This is a genomic window from Sorangium sp. So ce117 (assembly GCF_051524395.1).
GTDB lineage: Bacteria > Myxococcota_A > Polyangia > Polyangiales > Polyangiaceae > Sorangium > Sorangium cellulosum_B.
Genome location: NZ_CP150309.1, coordinates 12,434,059 through 12,455,383 on the forward strand (window position 1 = coordinate 12,434,059; position 21,325 = coordinate 12,455,383).

General features: G+C 71.6%; 16 protein-coding genes and 1 tRNA gene. 13 read left to right on the forward strand and 4 right to left on the reverse strand.

All coding sequences use genetic code 11. The annotated features are described in order from the left end of the window. Nucleotides 1-315: 315 nt before the first annotated feature. The 8 genes from WMF46_RS46645 to WMF46_RS46680 all read left to right on the forward strand — a co-directional run bounded on the left by WMF46_RS46645 (nucleotide 316) and on the right by WMF46_RS46680 (nucleotide 11,439). Nucleotides 316-2,091, forward strand: coding sequence for a carboxypeptidase-like regulatory domain-containing protein (locus WMF46_RS46645; RefSeq protein WP_437983145.1), 1,776 nt, complete (start codon nucleotides 316-318; stop codon nucleotides 2,089-2,091). 57 nt (nucleotides 2,092-2,148) lie between these two features. Next, complete coding sequence (locus WMF46_RS46650; protein ID WP_437983146.1) at nucleotides 2,149-3,381, forward strand: ATP-binding protein; 1,233 nt, start codon at nucleotides 2,149-2,151, stop codon at nucleotides 3,379-3,381. A 225-nt stretch (nucleotides 3,382-3,606) separates the two neighbouring features. Next, nucleotides 3,607-3,688, forward strand: a tRNA-Leu gene (locus WMF46_RS46655). A gap of 739 nt (nucleotides 3,689-4,427) precedes the next feature. Beyond that, nucleotides 4,428-4,817: a hypothetical protein gene (locus WMF46_RS46660; RefSeq protein WP_437983147.1), complete on the forward strand. Its 390-nt coding sequence runs from the start codon at nucleotides 4,428-4,430 to the stop codon at nucleotides 4,815-4,817. 164 nt (nucleotides 4,818-4,981) lie between these two features. After that, nucleotides 4,982-6,238 (forward strand): TolC family protein, encoded by a 1,257-nt coding sequence (locus tag WMF46_RS46665; RefSeq protein ID WP_437983148.1) that lies wholly within the window; start codon nucleotides 4,982-4,984, stop codon nucleotides 6,236-6,238. After that, nucleotides 6,235-7,608: an efflux RND transporter periplasmic adaptor subunit gene (locus WMF46_RS46670; RefSeq protein WP_437983149.1), complete on the forward strand. Its 1,374-nt coding sequence runs from the start codon at nucleotides 6,235-6,237 to the stop codon at nucleotides 7,606-7,608. The genes WMF46_RS46665 and WMF46_RS46670 overlap by 4 nt, the downstream gene beginning before the upstream one ends. A 16-nt stretch (nucleotides 7,609-7,624) precedes the next feature. Further along, nucleotides 7,625-10,819, forward strand: coding sequence for an efflux RND transporter permease subunit (locus WMF46_RS46675; RefSeq protein ID WP_437983150.1), 3,195 nt, complete (start codon nucleotides 7,625-7,627; stop codon nucleotides 10,817-10,819). Beyond that, on the forward strand, nucleotides 10,816-11,439 hold the full coding sequence (locus tag WMF46_RS46680) for a methyltransferase (RefSeq protein ID WP_437983151.1): 624 nt from the start codon (nucleotides 10,816-10,818) through the stop codon (nucleotides 11,437-11,439). The genes WMF46_RS46675 and WMF46_RS46680 overlap by 4 nt, the downstream gene beginning before the upstream one ends. A gap of 6 nt (nucleotides 11,440-11,445) precedes the next feature. On the opposite strand, the gene WMF46_RS46685 is transcribed toward WMF46_RS46680, so the two are convergent. The 3 genes from WMF46_RS46685 to WMF46_RS46695 form a co-directional block, all read right to left on the reverse strand. Then, a complete protein-coding gene (locus WMF46_RS46685) occupies nucleotides 11,446-13,083 on the reverse strand; it encodes an ATP-binding protein (RefSeq protein WP_437983152.1) in 1,638 nt (545 codons plus the stop codon). Further along, the gene (locus tag WMF46_RS46690) at nucleotides 13,080-13,496 is read right to left on the reverse strand and encodes a response regulator (protein ID WP_437547580.1); all 417 of its coding nucleotides are present in this window, start codon (nucleotides 13,494-13,496) and stop codon (nucleotides 13,080-13,082) included. Before WMF46_RS46690 ends, WMF46_RS46685 begins: the two co-directional genes overlap by 4 nt. A gap of 75 nt (nucleotides 13,497-13,571) precedes the next feature. Then, nucleotides 13,572-16,418 carry a PAS domain-containing hybrid sensor histidine kinase/response regulator gene (locus WMF46_RS46695; protein ID WP_437983153.1) on the reverse strand — a complete coding sequence of 949 codons (2,847 nt, stop codon included), beginning with the start codon at nucleotides 16,416-16,418 and terminating at the stop codon, nucleotides 13,572-13,574. A 617-nt stretch (nucleotides 16,419-17,035) separates the two neighbouring features. Between WMF46_RS46695 and WMF46_RS46700 the strand changes: the two genes are divergently transcribed. The 4 genes from WMF46_RS46700 (at nucleotide 17,036) to WMF46_RS46715 (ending at nucleotide 18,551) form a co-directional block, all read left to right on the forward strand. After that, a complete protein-coding gene (locus WMF46_RS46700) occupies nucleotides 17,036-17,200 on the forward strand; it encodes a DUF1328 domain-containing protein (protein ID WP_012241326.1) in 165 nt (54 codons plus the stop codon). 228 nt (nucleotides 17,201-17,428) lie between these two features. Further along, nucleotides 17,429-17,986: a hypothetical protein gene (locus WMF46_RS46705; RefSeq protein ID WP_437983154.1), complete on the forward strand. Its 558-nt coding sequence runs from the start codon at nucleotides 17,429-17,431 to the stop codon at nucleotides 17,984-17,986. A 46-nt stretch (nucleotides 17,987-18,032) separates the two neighbouring features. Next, nucleotides 18,033-18,251, forward strand: coding sequence for a hypothetical protein (locus WMF46_RS46710; protein WP_437983155.1), 219 nt, complete (start codon nucleotides 18,033-18,035; stop codon nucleotides 18,249-18,251). 15 nt (nucleotides 18,252-18,266) lie between these two features. After that, nucleotides 18,267-18,551: a hypothetical protein gene (locus tag WMF46_RS46715; protein ID WP_012241329.1), complete on the forward strand. Its 285-nt coding sequence runs from the start codon at nucleotides 18,267-18,269 to the stop codon at nucleotides 18,549-18,551. Between the two features lie 34 nt (nucleotides 18,552-18,585). On the opposite strand, the gene WMF46_RS46720 is transcribed toward WMF46_RS46715, so the two are convergent. Beyond that, nucleotides 18,586-19,065 (reverse strand): hemerythrin domain-containing protein, encoded by a 480-nt coding sequence (locus tag WMF46_RS46720; protein WP_437983156.1) that lies wholly within the window; start codon nucleotides 19,063-19,065, stop codon nucleotides 18,586-18,588. 805 nt (nucleotides 19,066-19,870) lie between these two features. Here WMF46_RS46720 and WMF46_RS46725 point away from each other — a divergent pair. After that, nucleotides 19,871-21,298, forward strand: coding sequence for a sigma-54-dependent transcriptional regulator (locus WMF46_RS46725; protein WP_437983157.1), 1,428 nt, complete (start codon nucleotides 19,871-19,873; stop codon nucleotides 21,296-21,298). Nucleotides 21,299-21,325 lie beyond the last annotated feature (27 nt).

A 21,325-nucleotide genomic window follows, 5' to 3' on the forward strand; every position in this document is an offset into this window, starting at 1 on the left:
CATCCGTCTCGACGCGACAGCGCTGTCACAGCGCCGCCGCGGGTTGCGCGGCGCCCTGTCGAGCGGATGCACGCCACACGCTGCCCGGAACGCCGTCTGTCGGTTGGCACGAACATCGCCTTCTCGTTCGGGTGTGATTTTCCCCTGCGCCTGCTCGGGTGCGGACCCGTTCGGGCTCCGCGCGTCGCTCTCATCAGCTTGGCGGCCACCGGTCGCCGGCGTCTCCGCGGAGCCGCGGCGCTCTCCCGCCGCACCGCCACGGGGGCGGTCTCTGCTCCGCGCTGCGCGCGCTGCGTCTTTGACGAGGAGGGCGTCGTGAGCGCGCGACACGTCGTGTGCGCCGCGCTGCTCGCCAGCCTAGCGACCTCGGTGGCCTGCGGCATTCCCCTCGAAATGGCGGAGTCCGCCCCCATGAACGCCTGCGACGGGTCGGTCGAGTGCGGCCCGGGGGCGACCTGCGCCGATGTCAGCGGGCAACGCGCGTGCGTCTCGACGAGCGCGAACCTCGACGGGCTCATCCTCGAGATCCGGCCGCGCGCCTCGCCCGAGCTGGGCGCGGAGGTCTCCCATCTCCTCGCTCTCGATGCAGCGAGCGGCTTCCCTCCTCAGGACCCTGGCGGGCAGGTGCATTCCGTCGATCTCACGATCCCCATGCCCGCGAGCGTGAAGGCCACGGTGCGCCTCGGCGGCTCCTATTGCGAGAACCGCACCGGCGGGCTGCCTCCCCTGACCGGCGGGCAGTTCCCCGTGAAGGTCGAGTTCCGGCGCATCGCGCCGATCCTGGGCCTGCCCACCCAGAGCTACTCGACGCTCTCGGAGCCGGACGGCATCGACGGCCAGAGATTCCAGCTCTCTATCCCCGCAGGCGACTACCACATCTCGTTGATGCCGCAGGCGCGCGCCGATTGCCTCGACGACATCCCCCCGCCGATCTTCCTGCCGAACCAGGTGGTCCCCGAGCAGTGGACGCTCGGCATCAACGCCGAGGCGCCCGCCGTGCTCCAGGGCAGCTTGCAGGTGCCTGAGGGCGTGCGCGTCGACGGGTGGAAGCTCGATCTCGTCGACCCGGTGACCGGCAGCGTCCTCTCCCAGGTAGGCCTCCTCAAACAGGCCGAGCCCGACCCGCAGGCGACCGCGACGCAGGTCGGGTTCAGCGTGAAGTTCTACTGGACCGACAAGGACAGGAGCCCGCTCATCCGGCTGCGTCCGAAGGACGGAGTGCCGAGGCCCACGGTCTACTGGGAGCTCGCTGCGCTCGCGCTCCAGGGCTCCACGGGGAACCTGGACCTGTCGCTCCTCCAGCTCGACGCGGCGGCGCGCCGCGTGGAAGGTCAGACGCTCGACGTGAACGGCAACCCGGTGCTCTCCGCCGTCCGTATCCAGAGCGCCATCATCGACAGGGCGCCCACCGCCGCCTACAAACTGGACACCGAGACGGACGCGAACGGCCTCTTCCGTGCCGATCTCCCGCCAGGCGAGTACGTCCTCTTCGCGCAGCCGATCAACGACGCCACCAAGGCGGCCGTCAAGCAGCCGCTCAAGTTCGCCGCCGGCGACGACTGCTACTGCGGTCAGTCGGTCGTCATCCCCGAGGCCGGGACGCTGCGCGGCCGCGTCCAGGGGCCCATGGGCGAGTTGATGGACGGCGCCAGCGTGTTCGCGGTCCCTGCCCGCGGCCAGATCACGCCCTACATCGGCCAGGTGCTGACGCCGGGGCCGCTGCTGCCCCGACAGGCGTCCGGGGTCCTCCGTGACGGCGCGTTCTCGATCGGCATCGACCCAGGGGAGTTCGACTTCTCGGTCCGCCCGGCACCCGGCTCCACCTACCCGTGGCTCGTCAGGCCGCGCCTAACGGTCTCTGCGATGGACGCCGCGGTCACCGACCTCGAGCTCGCCATCTCGTTCCCGGCCGTGCTCCAGGGCGTCGCCCGCGACGCGTCGGGCGCCCGGCTCGGCGACGCCACGGTCGTGGCCTGGCTGCCGGTCCAGGGCGCGACAGCGCAGGAGACGAGGGGCATCCAGATCGGCGAGACCCGGTCGGCGGCCGATGGCTCCTATGTACTGCCGCTCCCCCCATCGATGTCCCGGTGAAGTCGGAGCGAAAAAGGGCGGTACCAGCCCAGCGCGGAGCGAGATAGGCTAACGCCCGTGGCGCAGCCGACGCGCGGTGGGACATCGGAGCCTTCAACCGAGGATGGCCTGACCCTCGCGCCTCCTCCGCGCGGCGACCTGAGCCAGCGCGCCGACGAGGAGCGCGCGACCGGGACCTCGCTTCCGTCTGCGCAGGAGCTGGCGATCGCGCTGCACGAGGTCTCCAACGCGCTCACGGTCATCGTGGGTTGCATCGAGCGCGCGCAGGGCGAGCAAGGCCCCGAGCTGGGCCGCGCGCTCGGCGTCGCCGCGTCCCGCGCGCGCGACGCTCGCCGCCTGATCCGGCGGGCCATCGGCGCCGAGGGGCGTCCGGCCGGCGACGGCGAGGTCGCGTCGAGGCCGCTGGGGGAGCCGGCGCGCCTGATCGCCGACGTCATCGACGACGCCGTGATGGGGCTCGAGCCCGAGGCGCGCCGCTCGTCGATCGCGCTCCGCGCGGTGATCGAGCCCACGGTCGCGCGCACCGGCGTGAGCAACGGCGCTGCGGTCGTGCAGATCTTGACGAACCTCCTGCTCAACGCCGTGGCGCTGTCGCCCCGCGGCTCGTCCGTCCGGGTCGATGCCAGGCTGGAGGGCGCCGCGGTCGTCATCGGCGTCGCGGACCAGGGGCCCGGCGTCCCGCCGTCGCGCCGAGCGACGCTGCTGAGCTCCGGCGTCTCGACGCGGCCTGGCGGAGCGGGCATCGGTCTCCGCCACTCCGCAGCGCTGGCGAGCGCTGCCGGCGGCGCGCTCGCGCTCGTGCCTTCGGAGGAAGGCGCTCGCTTCGAGCTGCGCTGGCCCGTCGAGGACACGCCGCCCGCCGACGCCCCGCCCGTCGAAGCAGGAGCCAAGGAAAAGCCGCCTGTGCCGCGGAACACGACGTCGCCGCCGCAGCACGGGACGATCCTCGATGGCGTCAGGATCCTGGTGGTCGAGGACGACGACGCGGTGGTGGATCTGCTCGACACGGCGCTCACCGCGCGCGGCGCGAGCATCGTCAGCGTGCAGAGCGCGGTCGAGCTCCCGGGGGCCCTCGCCTCCGGGCCGTTCCAGGCTGCGCTGCTCGACATCTCGCCGATCCAGCAGGACGTCCTCGGCACCGTCTCCGCCGTGCGCAGGGCCAACCCGGACGTGCGGCTCGTGGTCATGTCCGGCAGCGCCGGCGCCGATCCTCTGCCCGCGAACTCCGGCGTCTCCTGGGTGCGCAAGCCGTTCGAGATCCGCGAGATCGTCGAGGCGCTCGTCCGCTGAAGGGCCCGCGGGCGAGGTGCGCGCAGCGCTCCGTGCCTGCGGGCGTGCTCCTCTGGCGCGCGCACCGCATCGTGCGCGCGCCGCCGTGGCAGCCGGCGATCGGCCGAGGCCGCGAGGCCGCCACGCCGGGCTGACCAGCGCGGGCGCTGCGACGTGTGACGACGTTGTGAGGATTAGCTTGACTTCCCCGGCCAGCTGGGTAGGTTCCGTCCCGCAACCGCACTCGCGAAGGTGGCGGAATTGGCAGACGCACTAGCTTGAGGTGCTAGCGGGTAACACCGTGGGGGTTCAAGTCCCCCCCTTCGCACTCCCTGTCTCTCTCTCGACGCCTCGTTCTCCACTCCTTGTGTACACCTGCCTGAGCGCATTGCCTCGGCTCGTGTGCGGTGCCGGTGACGCTGCCCTTGTGTCTTGACGGGGCAGCCCGGTTTTGGAGCGCGCGTCTGAGTCTTGACGGCTTGCCCTGGCACCGCTGAGCGGTCGTCTGCGCCCAGCTGGACGCACGGCGATGCACGCGGGCAGCACATGCCGCGTGGGGAGTGGCGCTCCGGCGGACGTGCGACAGACCGCCTGTTCGGGGCGGATGTCACACGCGCTCGCGCCGAGGAACAGGAGAGCGCGCCTGGGAGCCCTCAGGGCTCCTCCGAGCGGTTGGCCGACATGTTGTTTCGGCGGTTGCCCCCGAGGCTCCTCGCTGGCCGTCGGGTCCAGGTGATCCTCGCAGACTCGCGCGGTACGGACGATGGTTCATGTGCCCATCGCATCGGCGTCCACGCCACTCGATCCATCGGGCGTGCGCGCGAGGTGTCCGCGGCAGGGGGGCTTTGAAGGCAGACCCATGCTGTTCGTGGAGGGTCCACTCAGCATGTTCCAGCGTGGAGTCCGGGGCGCCACGGTGACCGTGTCGCGCGCATTCCTGCTCAATCCTCCGTTCGGGCGCGCGTCGACGGCGCACACAGGCTTGCATCGGTCGCCGAGCGGCCTGGTCGGGCTCGACCGAACGCCTTCCTTGACGCCCGTCTGGTCCTCCCCCACGCTCGCATCGGATGCTCCGCCTCCGGCGACCCCATTGTGACCGCAGCGCGATCCTTCGCTGGATCCGCGCCGCGCTCCCGGTGCTGCTCGTCGTCGGTCTCCTGGCGCAGGGCCACACCCTCCAGGCGCTCGGCATGACGATCGCTTGCGAGCACCCGATGCTCGAGGCGTCGTCGGCCCATCACGAGGAGGATGCGGCGCCGGACAGCTCCCACGAGGACTGTCCGCCCAGCTGCAGCGACTGCGCTTGTGGCCGTATCCCCATGACGCTCTCCGTCGGCGCCGCGCTGCCCTACATCCTCCTGGAGGCGTACGAGATCGCCGCGTCGACGCTGCCGGAAATGCCAGGGCGCAGCCTCCCTCACCGCCTCGAACGGCCACCCCGACACCCGCGCGCCTGAGGCGCCCTCGTCAGGTGTCGCACCCGCGAGCACGGCAGCAGCGCACTGGCGTTTGAGCGCCCCTGCGCCGCGCCGCCGTGAGCTCGGCCCTCTCACGCGATCCTGACCGGGCACAACCACGGTTCCTCGCGCGAGCGCTCCAAGCGCTCGAGGGCTGTCCGTCCATGTTCCGTCCCCCCGTGCGTCGTCTGTTCGTCGCTTCCTCGTTCGCCCTTCACCTCCTGTCGATCGCCCCCCAGGCGGCCCTCGCCGCAGAGCCGCCCCTCACCCGCGCCCGCGTCGCCGACCTCGCCCGCGCAGCCCCGAGCGCGCGCGTGGCCACGGCGGAGGCCGGCGTCGCCCGCGCCGCGACCTCGGCCGCAGGCGCCATCTCCCTGGAGAACCCCGTGCTGACCGGCATGGGCGGCGTTCGGCTCAACCCCGACGGGAGCAAGCCGGTGGCCGCTTCGGCGTCCCTCGCGTGGCCGATCGAGCTCGGCGGCCAGCGAGGCGAGCGCATCGCAGCCGCGAAGGCCGAGCAGCGCGCCGCCGAGATCAACGCCGAAGATGGCCGGCGTCGCGTCCTGCTCGCCGCCCTGCTCCAGCACGCCCTCGTGCTCCGGGGCGAGCGGCAGGTGCAGCTCGCCCGCGCCCGCGTCGCGCTCGCAGAGCGGCTCCACGCCGCCGCGGAGCGCCAGCGCAAGGCAGGCGAGGTGCCGGAGGTCGATGTCGCCCTGGCGTCGCTCCAGAGAGGGCGCGACCAGGCTGCCGCGAAGGCGGCGGAAGGCACACGCGACGCCGACGAGGCGGCGCTCCTCGGCCTGCTCGGACTCCCCTTGCGAGCAGCGCAGCAGCTGCCCCCGGTGGAGGGGCCCCTCGTGCCGCCTGACGATCCGCCGCCGCTCGCGTCGATCCTCGGCGACCTGGGGCGGCGCCCCGATGTCGGGGCCGCCGAGGCTTCGGTCGACGCCGCGCGGGCCAGGGCGGAGCGCGAGCGGGCGGCCGGGTGGCCCACCGTCAACGTCGTCGCCCAGGTCGAGCGCGACGACGGCGCGAACATCGGCATGCTCGGCCTCGCGATCCCGCTGCCGATCCTCAACGCCAACCGCGCCGGCGCCGCGACCGCCGCCGCGGAGATCGATGTCGCCCAGGCCCGCGCCGAGGCCGCGCGGACCGGCGCCGCGGGCCACGTCGCCCAGCTCTACGCGCGTTACAAGGCGACGAAAGAGGCCCTCCAGGCGCTGACACCGACGGCGACCCTGATGGAACAGGCGGCTGCGATCTCGGCGCGAGGGTACGAGCTCGGCGAGAAAGATCTCGCGAGCGTCCTCCTGGTGCGGCGTGAGGTCATCGACGCCGAGGCGGCGCTGCTGGAGGCGGAGCACGCGCACGCGGCGGCCAAGATCGAGCTCCTGGTCGCCGCGGGGAGGGCACCCCGATGAGCGCTCCTCCGCGGAAGATAGAGCTTTCCCCGAAGGTGATCGCCGCGATCGCCGCCGCCGTCCTGGCGCTCGTCGTCGCGGCCGTCGCCGTCACGGTGCGCGTCGAGCATGGACGCCACGGGCACGACCGCGAGGCCGGCCACGAGGAGCACGACGGGCATCAGCACGGCGAGAAGGAGGGAGCGCACGGCGATGACCACGACGGCGATCACGACCACGACAACGACCACGCGGAGAAGCACGCGCCGGACGAGCCCGGGGAAGCGCACGCCCACGGCGACAGGCTCAAGCTGTCGCCCGCGATGATCCACAACGCCGGGCTGGAGATGCTCACCGCCGGACCGGGCAACGTCGCGGTGACGGTCACCCTCCCCGGCGAGGTCGCGCTCAACGCGGAGGCCATCGCGCACGTCACGCCCCGCGTGCCGGGGACGGCGCGAGAGGTGAAGAAGCAGCTGGGCGACACGGTCACGCGAGGAGAGGTGCTCGCCGTGCTCGACAGCCGCGAGCTCGCCGAGCTCCAGCGCGAGCTCCTGGCGGCCAAGGAGCGCCTCTCCCTCGCCGAGGCGAGCTTCACGCGCCACGAGGCGCTCTGGAAGGAGCGCATCTCGGCCGAGAAGGAGTACCTCGCGGCCAGGCAGGCGGTCGCCGAGGCGCGGATCGAGCACCGCAGCGCGGCCCAGAAGCTCAGCGCCGCCGCAGGCTCGGGCGCTGGCAAGGGCACCGGTTACGCGCTGGTCGCCCCCATCGACGGCACCATCATCGAGAAGCACATCGCCATCGGCGAGGTGCTCAAGGAAGACACCCAGGTCTTCGTGATCGCCGACCTGTCGACCATCTGGGTCAACGTCACCGTCTACGCCAAGGACCTCAGCCGCGCGCGGATCGGCCAGACGGCCTGGGTCAAGGCCGAGGGGATCGAGCAGAGCGCGCAGGGCACGCTGGCGTACCTGGGGCAGGTCGTCGACGAGCAGAGCCGCTCCGCCGTGGCCCGCGTCGTCCTAGAGAGCCCGGGCGCTGCGTGGCGCCCCGGGCTCTTCGCGACCGCCGACATCGCCGTCGAGGAGGCAGCCGCGCCCGTGGTCGTCTCCGACGAGGCCATCCAGCGGGTCGAGGGCAAGGACGTCGTCTTCGTCGAGGAGGGCGACGCCTTCGAGGCCCGCCCCGTGAAGATCGGGCGCCGTGGCACGAGCGGGGTGGCGCTCGACGCAGAGGGCGCGGGCGGGCGACCCGGCGCCCCCGAACCGCGGCGCGCCGCGCCGGTCGTCGAGATCGAGGCCGGCGTCGCCGCAGGCGAGCGCTACGTCGGCAAGAACAGCTTCATCCTCAAGGCAGAGCTCGGCAAATCCGAGGCCGGACACCAGCACTGAGGAGCGCGAGGACCCCATGCTCACCTTGCTCTCGCGGCTCCTGTCCGTCTCGATCCGCCATCGCTTCCTCGTCGTCGCCATCACCCTCGCGGTCGGCGCGCTCGGGGCCTACAACTTCACCCGCCTGCCGATCGACGCGGTCCCGGACATCACCAACGTCCAGGTGCAGATCAACACGTCGGTCAAGGCGCTCTCCCCCGTGGAGGTCGAGCGCCAGATCACCTTCCCCATCGAGTGGGCCATGGGCGGGATCCCGGGCGTCCAGCAGGTGCGCTCGCTGTCCCGTTACGGGCTCTCCCAGGTGACGGTGATCTTCGAGGACGGCACCGACATCTACTGGGCGAGGCAGCTCGTGGCCGAGCGCCTGGGCGCCGCGAAGGAGAGCCTGCCGCCAGGGCTCGGCGAGCCTCAGCTGGGCCCCATCGCGACCGGCCTCGGCGAGATCTACATGTGGACCCTCGAGGCCGCGCCGGACGCGAGGCGGCCCGACGGCAAGCCGTACGACCTCACCGATCTACGCACGATCCAGGACTGGATCGTGCGGCCCCAGGTCCGGACCGTGCCGGGGGTGACGGAGGTCAACTCGATCGGCGGCCACGAGCGGCTGTACCAGGTCTCGCCCGATCCGGCGAAGCTCGTCGGCTACGGGCTCTCGTTCCGCGACGTGCTCGAGGCCCTCGCGGGCAACAACGCCAACGTGGGCGGAGGGTACATCGAGCACAAGGGCGAGCAGTACCTCGTCCGCGCCACGGGCCTCGTGCAGAGCGAGGACGACATCCGGGGCATCGTCGTCGGCAACCACCGCGAGGCGCCGATCCGGATCGAGGACGTCGCCGAGGTCAGCGTCGGCCAGGAGCTCCGCACGGGCGCGGCCACCGAGGACGGAGAAGAAGCGGTCATCGGCACGGCCATCATGCTCGTCGGGGAGAACGGCCGCGCCGTCTCCAGGCGGGTGGACGACCAGATCAAGGCGGTGAACAAGTCGCTGCCCGCGGGCGTGACGGTCAAGACCGTCTACGACCGCACCTACCTCGTCGACGCCACCCTGAGCACCGTCAGGAACAGCCTTCTCGAAGGGGCGGCGCTGGTCGTCGTGGTGCTCTTCCTCCTGCTCGGCAACCTCCGGGCCGCGCTCATCGCCGCGCTCGCGATCCCGTTCTCGATGCTGATCGCCGTCACCGGCATGGTCGAGAGCAAGATCAGCGGCAACCTGATGAGCCTCGGCGCCATCGACTTCGGGCTCATCGTCGACGGCTCGGTGATCATCGTCGAGAACTGCGTGCGGCGCTTCGCCGAGGAGCAGCGCCGGCTCGGGCGGGTGCTCACCCGCGAAGAGCGGCTCGACCTCGCCTACGAGGCGTCCCAGGAGGTCCGCCAGGCGACGATCTTCGGTGAGCTCATCATCGCGATCGTCTACCTGCCCATCCTCACGCTGACCGGCATCGAGGGGAAGATGTTCCGGCCGATGGCGCAGACCGTCGTCCTGGCGCTCGCGGGGGCGACGATCCTGTCGATGACGTTCATCCCGGCGCTCGTGGCGCTGCTCCTCAAGGGCAACGTGTCGGAGAAGGAGAACCTCCTCTTTCACCACGCGAAGCGCGCCTACGGGAGGGCGCTCGCCTGGGCGCTGTCCCACAGGCCGATCGTGGTCGCGATCGCGGGCGTCGCCCTCGCCGCCTCCGGCCTGGTCGCCGCGGGGCTCGGCAGCGAGTTCGCCCCCAAGCTGAGCGAGGGGGCGCTCGCGCTCCAGCCGGCGCGCATCCCGTCGATCAGCCTCACGACGAGCGTGGCCATGCAGGCGCAGCTCGAGCGCCTCCTCAGGGAGCGGTTCCCGGACGAGATCGAGCACGTCTTCGCCAGGACCGGGACGGCCGAGGTCGCGACCGATCCGATGGGCCCGAACGTCTCCGACACCTACCTGATGCTGCGGCCGCGGAGCGCGTGGAAGAAGGCGAAGACGCAGGAGGAGCTCGCCGAGGCGATCGAGGCGGTGATCCACGAGCTGCCGGGGCAGAACTACGAGTTCAGCCAGCCGATCGAGCTCCGGTTCAACGAGCTCATCAGCGGCGTGCGGAGCGACGTCGCGGTCAAGGTCTTCGGCGACGACCTCGACGTGATGCTCAAGGAGGCCAGCAAGATCGGCGCGCTCCTCAAGGCGACGCCGGGCGCGGCCGACGTCAAGGTGGAGCAGGTCACGGGCCTGCCGGTGCTGACCATCGACGTGGATCGGCGCATGGTGGCCCGCTACGGGCTCAACGTCGCCGACGTGCAGGCGGTCGTCGAGGCCGCGATCGGGGGCGTGAGCGCCGGCGAGGTCTTCGAGGGGGACAAGCGCTTCGATCTGGTGCTCCGGCTGCCCGACTCCATCCGCCGCGACATCGGGGCGCTCGACCGGCTCCCGATCCCGCTCCGGAGCAAGGGGGGCCACGCGACCGGACCGAGCGGCCCGACCATCGCCGCGGCGGCCGGCGCGCTCGAGCGGGCGGCGTTCGTTCCGCTGGGCGCGGTGGCGAAGATCGGCGTGGAGGAGGGCCCGAACCAGGTCAGCCGGGAGAGCGGCAAGCGCCGCGTCGTCGTCCAGTGCAACGTGCGCGGGCGCGACCTCGGCGGCTTCGTCGCCGACGCCGAGGCGCGGATCGACGCCGAGATCAAGCTCCCGCCGGGCTACTGGATGTCCTGGGGCGGCCAGTTCGAGAACATGCTCGCCGCCCAGCGGCGCCTCGCCGTGGTGGTCCCTGGGGCGCTCGGGCTGATCTTCGGCCTGCTCTTCCTCTCCGTCGGGACGCTCAGGAACGCCGCGCTGATCTTCACCGGCGTCCCGCTCGCGCTCACCGGCGGCGTCCTCGCGCTCTGGGGCCGCGGGCTCCCGCTCTCGATCTCGGCGGCCGTGGGCTTCATCGCGCTCTCGGGCGTCGCCGTGCTGAACGGGCTCGTGATGGTGACGTTCATCGAGAACCTGCGGCAGCGCGGCGAGGCGCTCGACGACGCCGTGCTCCACGGCTCGATCGCGCGGCTCCGCCCCGTGCTCATGACGGCGCTCGTCGCGGCGCTCGGCTTCGTCCCGATGGCGCTCGCCACCGGCACCGGCTCCGAGGTGCAGCGCCCGCTCGCGACGGTCGTCATCGGCGGGATCCTCTCGTCCACGACGCTCACGCTGCTCGTCCTGCCGGTCCTCTACCGGCTGACCCATCGACAGGAGAGCTCGACATGAACCGACCCTGGCTCGCCCTCGTTCTCTACGGGATCTACCTTGCGCTCGCGTTCGGATGGCGCTCGCTCAGGCAGCTCCGCGCGACAGGATCGGCGGGCTTCCGCGGCATCTCGGGGCCACCCGGGTCGCTGCCGTGGCTCGGCGGCGTGCTCTTCGTGATCGCGCTCGTCCTGGGAGCGCTGGCCCCCGTCGCGGAGCTCGCGGCCTGGATCGGGCCCCTCGCCGATCCCGGCCCGCCCCTCGTCGGCCTCGGCGCGGCCATGACGATCGCGGGGACGCTCGGCACGCTCTGGTCCCAGGGCGCGATGGGCGCGTCCTGGCGCATCGGCGTCAGCGACGCGGAGCGCACGGGCCTCGTGACCGGAGGCCCGTTCGCGGTGGTGCGGAACCCTGTCTTCAGCTTCATGATGCTGGCCGCGCTCGGGCTGCTGCTGATCCTCCCGAACGCGGCCGCGCTCGCCTCGCTCGTCGCGCTGGTCGTCGCGATCGAGCTCCAGGTCCGCCTCGTGGAGGAGTCGTACCTCCTGCGCACCCACGGCGGCGCGTACGCGGCCTACTGCGCGAAGGTCGGCCGCTTCCTCCCCGGGATCGGCCGAGGGGGCTCGCCGCCGTCGCCCTGACGCCCCTCAGCTCGCCAGGGGCAGCGAGAAGTGGATCGTCGTCCCCTGGCCCGGGGCGCTCTCGACCGCCATGGTCCCGTGGTGCGCCTCGACGATGCCGCGCGCGATGTAGAGGCCCAGCCCCGCCCCGGTGCGCGACTCCTGCGAGGCCTTCCAGTAGCGATCGAAGAGGTGCGGCTGGTGCTCGGGCGGGATGCCCGGGCCCGTATCGGCCACCGAGAAGCGCGCGCTGTCGGCGACCCGGCAGAGCGACACGCTCACGACGCCGCCCCTCGGCGTGAACTTCAGCGCGTTGCCGAGCAGGTTCGAGAAGACCTGGAGCACGCGATCCCGATCGGCGAGGACCTCCAGGCCCGCGTCGAGCGGCCCCTGCGTCACCCGGCAGCCCTTCGCCTCCGCGAGCGACGCGGCGGCGTCGAGCGCCTCGCGGACGAGCGTCCCGCCCCGCTCCACCCTCGGCGACACAACGAGCCGCCCCGCCTCGATGCGCGAGGCGTCGAGCAGATCCTCGATGAGCCGCGTCATGCTCTGGATGCCGCGGTCCATGCGGTCGACGAGCAGGACGGCGTCGTCGTCGTCGCCGTCCTCCCGCTGGAGCAGATCGCTCCGCAGCAGCGACGCCGTGATCGCGATCGTGTTGAGCGGGTTCCGGAGATCGTGCGACACGATCGCCAGGAGGTCGTCCCGGGCGCGCGTCGCGGCCTGCGCCTCGTTGTAGAGCCGCGCGTTCTCCAGGGCGACGGACGCCGACTGCGCGAGCTGGGTGAGCAGCACCTCGTCGCTCTCCACGAAGGGGCCGTCGCGCCGATCGAGCAGCTGGATGCTCCCGATGCACTGGCCGTCCCGGCCGCGCAGCGGCGCCGCGAGGAGCGAGCGCGGGTGGAGCTCCGCCGGCGCGCGCGAGAACACGTCGGCGCACGTCGGATCGCTCGCGATCTCGTCGCCCGTCAGCCGGACGCTGGTGCTCCTCCGCTCGATCAGGCCGAACGCGACCTCGCGGATGCCGTCCCGGTCCTCCCGCGCGGCGTACTCCTCGGACAGCGAGATGCCCGTCAAAGGCCGCTCCTCCACGCCCCGCGCCGCCAGCCGCGAGGCCGCGACGCCCGCGTCGAGCAGCGCGCGCGCCTCGTCGGTGGTGCGCTGGATCAGCTCGTTCAGCGAGAGCGACCTGTGGATGCGCAGCGTCGCCTCGGTGAGCTGCGCGAGCTGGCTCGCGTGGCGGGCGAGCGCCCTGCGCGCCTCCTCCTCGCGGCGCTCCACCTCGCTCAGCCGCAGGACGTGGCGCAGGCTCTGCACAAGCCGCTCGGGCGTCAGCAGGTTCTTCGGCACGTAGTCCGCCGCGCCCCGCTTCATCAGATCGACCGCGAGCGACTCGTCGCCCTGCCCGGTCAGCATGATGAACGGCGCCGTGAGCTTCGCCTTGCGCGCCGCCTCGATCACCGCGAGCCCGTCGCCCCCGGGGAGGTAATAGTCGAGCAGCACGCAGTCGACCTGCTGCTCGTACAGCACCGCGAGCGCCGAATCGACGGAATCGGCCTCCCTGATCTCGGCGTCGACGCGGCCGCTCCGCAGCGCACGCAAGATCGCGATCCGATCGACCGTGTCGTCGTCGACGACGAGGAGGCGCACCGACCTCGGGTTCAAGGCATCTCCACGAGCGTCCAGTACCGGTTCAGCGCCGTCATGAGCTCGACGAAGCTCAGGAACGTCACGGGCTTGAGCAGGTAGCCGGCGACGTTCAGATCGTACGCGTCCACCTTGTCCCGATCGTCGTTCGAGGTCGTCAGCACGACGACGGGCGTCGCCCGCAGCGAGACGTCGGCCCGGAGCTCGCGGAGGAACTCGATGCCGTTCATCCTGGGCATGTTCAGGTCGAGCAGGACGAGGCGCCGATCCCTGGGCACCTGGTTGCCGCGCAGCAGATCGAGCCCCTCCACGCCGTCGCCCGCCACCCAGAGCGGGTTCGTGATCTTGCCCCTCTCGAACGCCCTCCGGACGTTCATCACGTCGACGGTGTCGTCCTCGACCAGGATAATATTCAGGAATTTACCGTCCATCCTCGTCCTCGTGGAGGGGCAAAGCGGAGGCTCGTTGATAGCATCAACCGCAGGCCGCGCGCAGGGGCTACGGCGCTACGGCCAGCTACCAGGCTTGCCCGCGCGGCCGACGAGGTGCGCGACCGCGGTCACCAGGCTGTTCGGCTCGATGGGCTTGGCCAGGTGCATCTGGAAGCCCGCGGCGATCGCCTGGCGGCGGTCCTCCATGCGCGTGTATGCGGTGAGCGCGAGCGCCGGTATGCCGCTCGCGGGGACGTCGGTCCCCAGGGCGCGCAGCCGCCGCATCATCGCGTAACCGTCCTCACCCGGCATGCCGATGTCGCTCACGAGCACGTCGAACTCGCCCATGTGGAGGGCCTCGAGCGCCGCGCCAGCTGAGGCCGCTTCGCTCACGGTCGCCCCGGCGCGCACGAAGATGATGCCGAGCAGCTCGCGGGCGTCGGTCTCGTCGTCGACCACGAGGACCCGGATGCCCTCGAGCACGCGCCGCGCAGCGCCCCCCGGCGCCTCGCCGCCCCGGCGCTGCGGGGACGGCGGCGCCGCGGGCGCGTCGGCGCGGATCGGCAGCCGGACCCGGAAGCGCGCGCCCTTGCCCTCTCCGTCGCTCTCGGCGTGCACGCTGCCGCCCTGCGCCTCCGCCAGGTGACGCACGATGGCGAGGCCGAGCCCGAGCCCGCCGTGGGCCCGGGTCATCCCCCCGTCGGCCTGCCGGAACCGCTCGAACAGGAACGGCAGGAAGCTCTTCGGGATGCCCTCGCCGTTGTCCTCGACCTCGACCTCGAGCGTCGCCTCGACGCGCCGGGCGAGGGCCCGCACCCGGCCCCCGGACGGCGTGAACTTCACCGCGTTCGTGAGCAGGTTCCAGACGACCTGCTGGAGCCTCTCCGCGTCGCCGAGGAAGATGCCCACGTCGTCGGCGACGGAGGTGTCGACCGCGACGCCCTTCGCCAGCGCCGCCGGGCGCACCAGGTCGAGCGCCGTGGCGAGCACCTGCCGTACGTCGACCGGATCGGTCCGGAGCTGCAGCTTCCCCGCGAGGATCGTCGAGGCGTCGAGGACGTCCTCGATGAGCTGCGACTGCGCCTTCGCGTTGCGCTCGATCGTGGCGAGCCCCCGCTCGAGCGACTCGGCGTCCACCTCGCCCGTCCGGAGGATCCGCGCCCAGCCCAGGATCGACTGGAGCGGCGTCCTGAGCTCGTGCGACACCGTCGCGAGGAACTCGTCCTTGAGCCGGTTCAGCTGCTCGGCGTGCTGGCGCGCGCGCTGCTCGTGCTGGAGGAGCTGGGCGCGCTCGGCGTCGGTGCGCTTCTCCTCCGTGATGTCGTGGAACGAGAGCCCGACGCCGTCGCCCAGCGCCACGGCGATGGCGCGGAACGTCCGCGGAGCGCCATCGTGCGCGCAGAAGAGCTCGACCCGCGCGGGCTCCCCGGTCTCCACGACGCGCGCGTACGCGTCGAACGCGCTCGCGAGCGCGCTGCCAGGGACCTCGATCAAGAGCCGCTTGCCCTCCAGATCCTTGCCCCGGCCCCCGACGATCGGCCCCGTGGCCGGGTTCACGTAGACCCACTCGAAGTCGGAGATCGCCCCGGACGCGTCGCGCACGCTGCGCAGCATCATGAACCCGTCGGGCGACGCCTCCTGCACGGTGCGGAACCTCGCCTCGCTCGCCCGCAGCGCCTGCTCGATCGACTTCCGCTCCGTGATGTCCGTCGCCGTGCAGGTGATGCCGATGATCTCGCCCGTATCATCGGCCAGCGGCTCGATCGAGACGTCGACGTGCTGGGTGCGCCCGCCGGCGCGCACCGCGATCTCGCGCCGCTGGCCGACGCCGCTGGCGAGCACGTCGCGCTTCGTCCGATCGAGCGACCTCGCGGCCTCCGGGTCCTCCAGCACCTCCCCGTCGGTCTTCCCGAGCACCTCGCGCTCGGACTTGCCGAACGAGTTGTGCATCCACGTGTAGCGCAGGTCCCGGTCCTGGGTGAACACCATGACCGGCGACCCCCGGAGCGCCTTGCGGAAGCGCTCCTCGTTCACGCGGAGCGCCTGCTCGGCGCGAAGGCGCTGGGCCACGCTCTGCTGGAGCTCGAGCGCGAGCCGCTCCGCCTTCCGGCGCGCGCCGATCTGCTCGGTCACGTCGAACGCCGTCAGCATGACGCCCTCCACGGCGCCGCCCACGTCGCGCACCGGCTTGCACAGGACGTTGTACAGCCGCTCGACCGTCTCGCCGGTCCAGCGCGTGATCCGCACCGGGATCTCGCTCGCCACGCTCGGCTCGCCGCTCGCCAGGACGGCCTCGAGCTGCGCGTGCAGCGGCTGCCCGCGCAGCTCCGGGACCGCGTCGACGAGCGGCTTGCCGAGGAGATCGTCGCGGCCGACCATGCGGCAGAAGAGCGGGTTCGCGAGCTCGAACACGAGCGCCTCGCCCTTGAGGAAGCAGATCGGCGCGGGCGCCTGCGAGAGCAGCGAGCCGCTCCTGCCTCGCTCGATCTCGGTGCGCCTGCGCTCGGTCTCGATCGCCTCCAGCTGGAGTCGGGTGTGCTCGGTTACCGCCTGGGCGATGCCCGCGTCCACGCGCTCGGAGAGCGCCTCGATCTCCCGCAGATCCGGCGTGAACCCCGCCTCCTCCAGCTCGCGGAGGATGGATTGCCGGAGGACGCCGTACTCGCGGACCATCACGCCCAGGTCGAGCCCGTGCTCCCAGCGCATCTCGCCGTGCTCGCGCGCGGCCTCCTTGCTGCCCGCCGTCGATGCGCGTTGCTCCATGCTGGCGGCCACCTCGTCGAGGAAGCTCGGCAGCGAGTTGATGATGAGCGGCTTCGGCATGTTGCGCACCGCGGCGCTTCGCTTGCGCAGCTCGCCCACGAACCGCTCGATGATGGCCTCGCGGCGGGTCCTGATGAGCGTGGAGAGCGGGATCGTCATGATCGGATCGTTCGCGTCGGGAGCCCGACCTCGGCAGACGTCGCCGTCAGGGGGCCTGGGCAGCGAGCGGCGAGCGACGGTGGGCGATCGGCGGCGCGGGTGGCATCGGCGAGCACTGTATCTTCGGAGAGCTGACCGACCGCCACAAGGCGCACTGCCGCCAGCGCGGCTCACCCAGCCTCGGACGGCCGGCCGCCACCCTCCTGAGACAGCCGCGGCCGGCTCTCCGTCGGCGTCGATCTCGACACCGGCGTTGAGCTGAGCCTGACTTCCACCTCGCCAGCACAAGCCCAGGCGTGAGCAAGCGTTGTGCCGAGATCGGCCAGCCGATGAACGAGATGATGCGCGGTGCGCGACGTCACGAGTGAGGCAATTTGCCGCAGCTACCCCGCCCGCCCGTGTCGTGCGGCGGCATCTGCAGCGAGCCGCCGGGGCGCCCGGGCGCTCCGCGGATCCGGGGAACTCGCGATGTCGCGGCACGTCGGCTGCAACGACGTAACAGCGCAACGCCGTAACGGCGTAACCGCTGCAATCGCTGCAACAACGCAGCATCGAAGCGCTGGAACATTCATCCACCCAGTGATTCACCCAGTCATTCACCCAATGAGGAGGTTATCATGCTCAGTTGGAGTGTCGCGTTCTTCGTCGTGGCGATCATCGCTGCGATCCTCGGCTTCGGCGGCCTCGCGGCGAGCGCCGCTTCGGTGGCGAAGTTGCTCTTCGTCATCTTCCTCGTCCTGGCGGTCGTCTCCCTCGCGCTCGGCCGACGCGCCCCGACCTGACGCCATGCGGATCGCACGTGCTCGGAGGCCACGATCGGGGCGACATGCCTCGCCAGGCCGAGCGGTATCCATGCTTCCGCATGGCACGTCTGTCGCAATGCCCGCGGATCGACCCATCTATCGCGCCATGAGGCCCGTCCCGGGCGGCGTCGATAGGGCGTCCGTGTCGCGCCGGGCGCTCGCCCGGACGCAAGGTCGCGCGTCGACCGCAGACCAGAGGAGATCATCATGTTGACCGTCCGAACATTCCTGCCTATCGCCATCGTCATGAGCGCCGTCGTGGGCTGCGAGTCTCCCACGGCGGACGCGCAAACCAAGGCCGAGCGCGCGCAGCGCGAGGCGCAGCAGAAGGCGGCGGAGGTCGCCACCGAGCTCGACAAGAAGGTCGCCGAGATCGACCAGAAGGCCGAGCGGGCCACCGACGACGCGCTCCGCCAGGCCGCGGAGAAGCTCAACAACGCCGCCGCCGAGGCCCAGGAGAAGACCGCAGAGGCCGAGGCGGAGCTGGCGAAGGCGCGCGCGGACGTGCGCGCGTCCACGTCGCGCAGGATCGAGGACCTCGAGAAGGATGCCGTCGAGCTCCGCGAGAAGGCCGAGAAGAAGCTGCCCAAGGACGAGGTCGGCAGGCTGATGAAGGACGTGGAGGACAAGTCGGAGGCGGTCCGCAGGAGCCTGCGCGACCTCGACGCGGCGAGCGGCGAGACCCTCGACCGGGTGAAACAAGGCGTCTACCAGCGCGTGGAAGAGCTGGACCGCGCGATCCAGGCGGTGAAGCGGCGCGTTTGATGCAAGCTCGCCTGAGCCCAGCAAAGCTCGACACGAGGAGGACACGATGGCGAATCAGAAGGCCACTCAGCAGACCCCGCCGGCGGACATCGAGGGAGAGGGCAACCGCACGGCCGATCGGCGTTACCGGGAAGGGGTGGAGAAGTCGGTGAAGGCCGGCAATATCAAGGAGCACGCCGAGGAGGCCGCCCGCGCGCTCGACGGACCCGAGGGCGACGAGCTGCGCGAAGCCGAGGAAGCGGCGCGGCGAGGTCAACCCAACTGAACCGGGTGAGCAGCGATGATCCGCGAGCTCCGATGCAAAGCCTGTGGCCGCCGGTACGTCTTCGTGTCGACGGCGGCCACGCCCTGCCGGGCCTGCGGCTCGGCCCTCGACGAGGTGGAGCTCGAGCGCGGCGTTTACGAGCTCGTCACGAACGACGCCCGGAGCCCCGCCTCGACCGCTCCGTCGAGCCCGGCGGACCCCATGGTCCCCGAGGATCTCGGCTACGGCGAGTCCCATGGATACGGACCCGCGCACGGCGGCCCGACCGGCCCCGGCGACGCGCCCGCGACCGGCCCCTGATCCACCGCCACCCGCCGGAGGAGGGCGTCGGCCGTCAGGCCGCCCTCGCCGTGCGGAGCGGGGCGTGGCTCGACGCGTGGGGGCGGCGGGAGTGGGCGATGAGCGCCTCGAAGAGCTCCAGCATCTGCCGGCCGAGACGCTCGTTCGTGTCCTCGGTCAGCTCCGCCTCGATCCTCGGCAAGAGGTCCCGCTCCTCCTCCTCGGCGTGGTGCGTGACGAGCTCCTTCAGGGTGGCGAGCCTGGCCTTGAAGCTCGGGTCCTCGGGCGCCGTGCCGACGACGCGGCGGATCTCGAACCGCGTGATCGTATGCTCCTCGCAAGCTCCGCCGATGAGGTCCGGCTCGATGGCGAGCAGCTCCGGGAAGAGGACCACCTGCTCGGCGAGCATGTGGGCGAGGAGGTGCTTGGTCAGCTCGTCCGTCGCTCCCCGGACATCGCCTGTGGTCAAGAGGGCCAGATCGAACAGCCTCTCGGCTTCGCGGTGTTGCCCCTTCAAGAGCTGTGTCGCCTTCATGCATTCTCCTCTCAAGGACCGGACGTCAGGTTGTTGTTCATCGAGGTGGATGGGCTGCCGTTCATCGGAGTGAAAAGGAGATCGTCGCGCTCGTTCGCGACCAGCGCACGCAACGGCCTCGGCCGAGGGCCCGCGGCGACGCGCCGAGCCTTCAGCGGGGCGACATGGCGCCGTCGCGCAGCGCGCGCAGCGTCAGCGGCGAGGCCCGCGAGCGCGCGAGCCCCCCTCACGCCCCCTCTTCTGCATGATGCGCACTCAAGCAATCACCGTGCCGATTAGGTTTATTCCGGATGCGAAGAGACGCTGGTCGCCGGACAGGGAATATCGATGTGGAATTTCGCCTCTCGCCATGGCTCCCGGAGCCCGGGCGAACTCGGCTGTTGCCGGCAGGCGGTGCCGTCCGATCGAGAGAGGCGCGTCGTCCGCGGGGGACCGCGGCGATGCCTCCGTAGCGGCCCCTCGCCCGGGTGCCCCGTCGGAGGCGCGCGACACGCGCCACGAAAAGGCGCGCTGCCGGCCCGTGCCGATCCGTGGAGGACCGGCGGGTCGGTGAGCCCCCTCCCGGCCGTGGCGCCTCGGGCGCAGCGGCGCTCGCTGGCCCCGTCGGCGGCGGCCCGCCCGGCCGCTGCGCGCGGCCGGTGCCATCCAGGATGGGGCAAGAACGCGCACCTGTGGCGAAACGTCACGTTCGAAGGACGTCGGCGAGGAGCGGACTGGGCTTGATGGCGCGGACTCTCCGTGGCACGTTCCCTGCAAGTGCAGGCAGCGGTCGACCTTTAGAAGAGCTGCCGGGGAAGGACACGCGATGAGCGGCAGGATACTCGTCGTCGATGACGACGAAGCGACGTGCGATCTGGTCGAAGCCCTCCTCAAGAGGCAGGAGTTCTCCGTCGCGGCGCGCACCTCGGCCAAGAGCGCGCTCGAGCTGGTGAGCGAGGACGATTTCGACGTCGTGTTGACCGACGTCGGCATGAGCGAGATGAGCGGTCTGGAGCTCTGCGAGCGCATCCTCGGCGCCCGCCCCGACATGCTCGTCATCGTCATGACGGCGCTCGGGAGCATGGAGACCGCCATTTCCTCCATGCGCGCCGGGGCGTTCGACTTCGTCACGAAGCCGCTCGACGCGAACCTCCTCGGCCTGACGGTCTCGCGCGCCGTCCAGCACCGGCGCCTCCGCTCGGAGGTGAAGCGCCTGCGCGAGGCGGCCCACGACGTCCAGCAGACCAAGGGCCTCGTCGGGCGCAGCCCTGCGATGAAGCGCGTCTACGATCTGATCGGGCGCGTCGCGCGGAGCGACGCCTCGGTCCTCGTGCACGGCGAGACGGGCACCGGCAAGGAGCTCATCGCGCGGGCGATCCACGAGGCCAGCGGCCGGTCCGGCCCCTTCGTGGCGGTCAACTGCGCCGCGGTGCCCCAGGCGCTCCTCGAGAGCGAGCTCTTCGGCCACGCGCGCGGCGCCTTCACCGACGCGAAGACCCAGCGCACCGGCCTGTTCCTGGAGGCCAGCGGCGGCACCATCTTCCTCGACGAGATCGGCGAGATGCCGCTCGAGGTCCAGCCGAAGCTGCTCCGCGCGCTGCAGGAGCGCAAGGTGCGGCCGGTGGGCTCGAACGCCGAGATCCCCTTCGACGCCCGCATCGTGACGGCGACGAACCGCGACCTCGAGACCGAGGTGTACGAGAAGCGCTTCCGCGAGGACCTCTTCTACCGGGTCAACGTCGTGAAGATCGACCTGCCGCCCCTGCGCGAGCGCGGCACCGACGTGCTCCACCTCGCGATGCACTTCCTCGAGAAGTTCTCGTCCCGCAGCAGCAAGGGCGTGCTCTCGCTCTCGACCGCGGCCGCGGAGAAGCTCACGGCGTACAACTGGCCGGGCAACGTGCGCGAGCTCGAGAACAGCATCGAGCGCGCGGTGGCGCTGGCCCGCTTCGAGCAGATCACGGTCGAGGACCTGCCGGAGAAGGTCCAGGCCTACCGGCCCGACCGCTTCGTCGTCGCCGTCGACGAGCCGGCGGAGATCATGACGATGGACGAGCTCGAGAAGCGCTACATCAAGCGCGTGCTCGCGCTCGTCGGCGGCAACAAGTCGCGCGCCGCCCAGATGCTCGGGTTCGACCGGCGGACGCTCTACCGCAAGCTGGAGCGCTACGGGGAGCAGGACGGCTCGGGCGGGGACGAGGGCCCAGACAAGGCGGCCTCTTCGCCGGGCTCGGCGAGCTCCTCGTTGAGCTGAGGCGGAGCGCGAGGCGAGGCGTAACGA

Coding starts and splice junctions, on each gene's coding strand:
- WMF46_RS46710 (WP_437983155.1), top strand. CDS start 18,033: ATGGCGAATCAGAAGGCCACTCAGCAGACCCCGCCGGCGGACATCGAG.
- WMF46_RS46670 (WP_437983149.1), top strand. CDS start 6,235: ATGAGCGCTCCTCCGCGGAAGATAGAGCTTTCCCCGAAGGTGATCGCC.
- WMF46_RS46700 (WP_012241326.1), top strand. CDS start 17,036: ATGCTCAGTTGGAGTGTCGCGTTCTTCGTCGTGGCGATCATCGCTGCG.
- WMF46_RS46705 (WP_437983154.1), top strand. CDS start 17,429: ATGTTGACCGTCCGAACATTCCTGCCTATCGCCATCGTCATGAGCGCC.
- WMF46_RS46665 (WP_437983148.1), top strand. CDS start 4,982: ATGTTCCGTCCCCCCGTGCGTCGTCTGTTCGTCGCTTCCTCGTTCGCC.
- WMF46_RS46715 (WP_012241329.1), top strand. CDS start 18,267: ATGATCCGCGAGCTCCGATGCAAAGCCTGTGGCCGCCGGTACGTCTTC.
- WMF46_RS46720 (WP_437983156.1), bottom strand. CDS start 19,065: ATGAAGGCGACACAGCTCTTGAAGGGGCAACACCGCGAAGCCGAGAGG.
- WMF46_RS46675 (WP_437983150.1), top strand. CDS start 7,625: ATGCTCACCTTGCTCTCGCGGCTCCTGTCCGTCTCGATCCGCCATCGC.
- WMF46_RS46660 (WP_437983147.1), top strand. CDS start 4,428: ATGCTCCGCCTCCGGCGACCCCATTGTGACCGCAGCGCGATCCTTCGC.
- WMF46_RS46695 (WP_437983153.1), bottom strand. CDS start 16,418: ATGACGATCCCGCTCTCCACGCTCATCAGGACCCGCCGCGAGGCCATC.
- WMF46_RS46725 (WP_437983157.1), top strand. CDS start 19,871: ATGAGCGGCAGGATACTCGTCGTCGATGACGACGAAGCGACGTGCGAT.
- WMF46_RS46680 (WP_437983151.1), top strand. CDS start 10,816: ATGAACCGACCCTGGCTCGCCCTCGTTCTCTACGGGATCTACCTTGCG.
- WMF46_RS46690 (WP_437547580.1), bottom strand. CDS start 13,496: ATGGACGGTAAATTCCTGAATATTATCCTGGTCGAGGACGACACCGTC.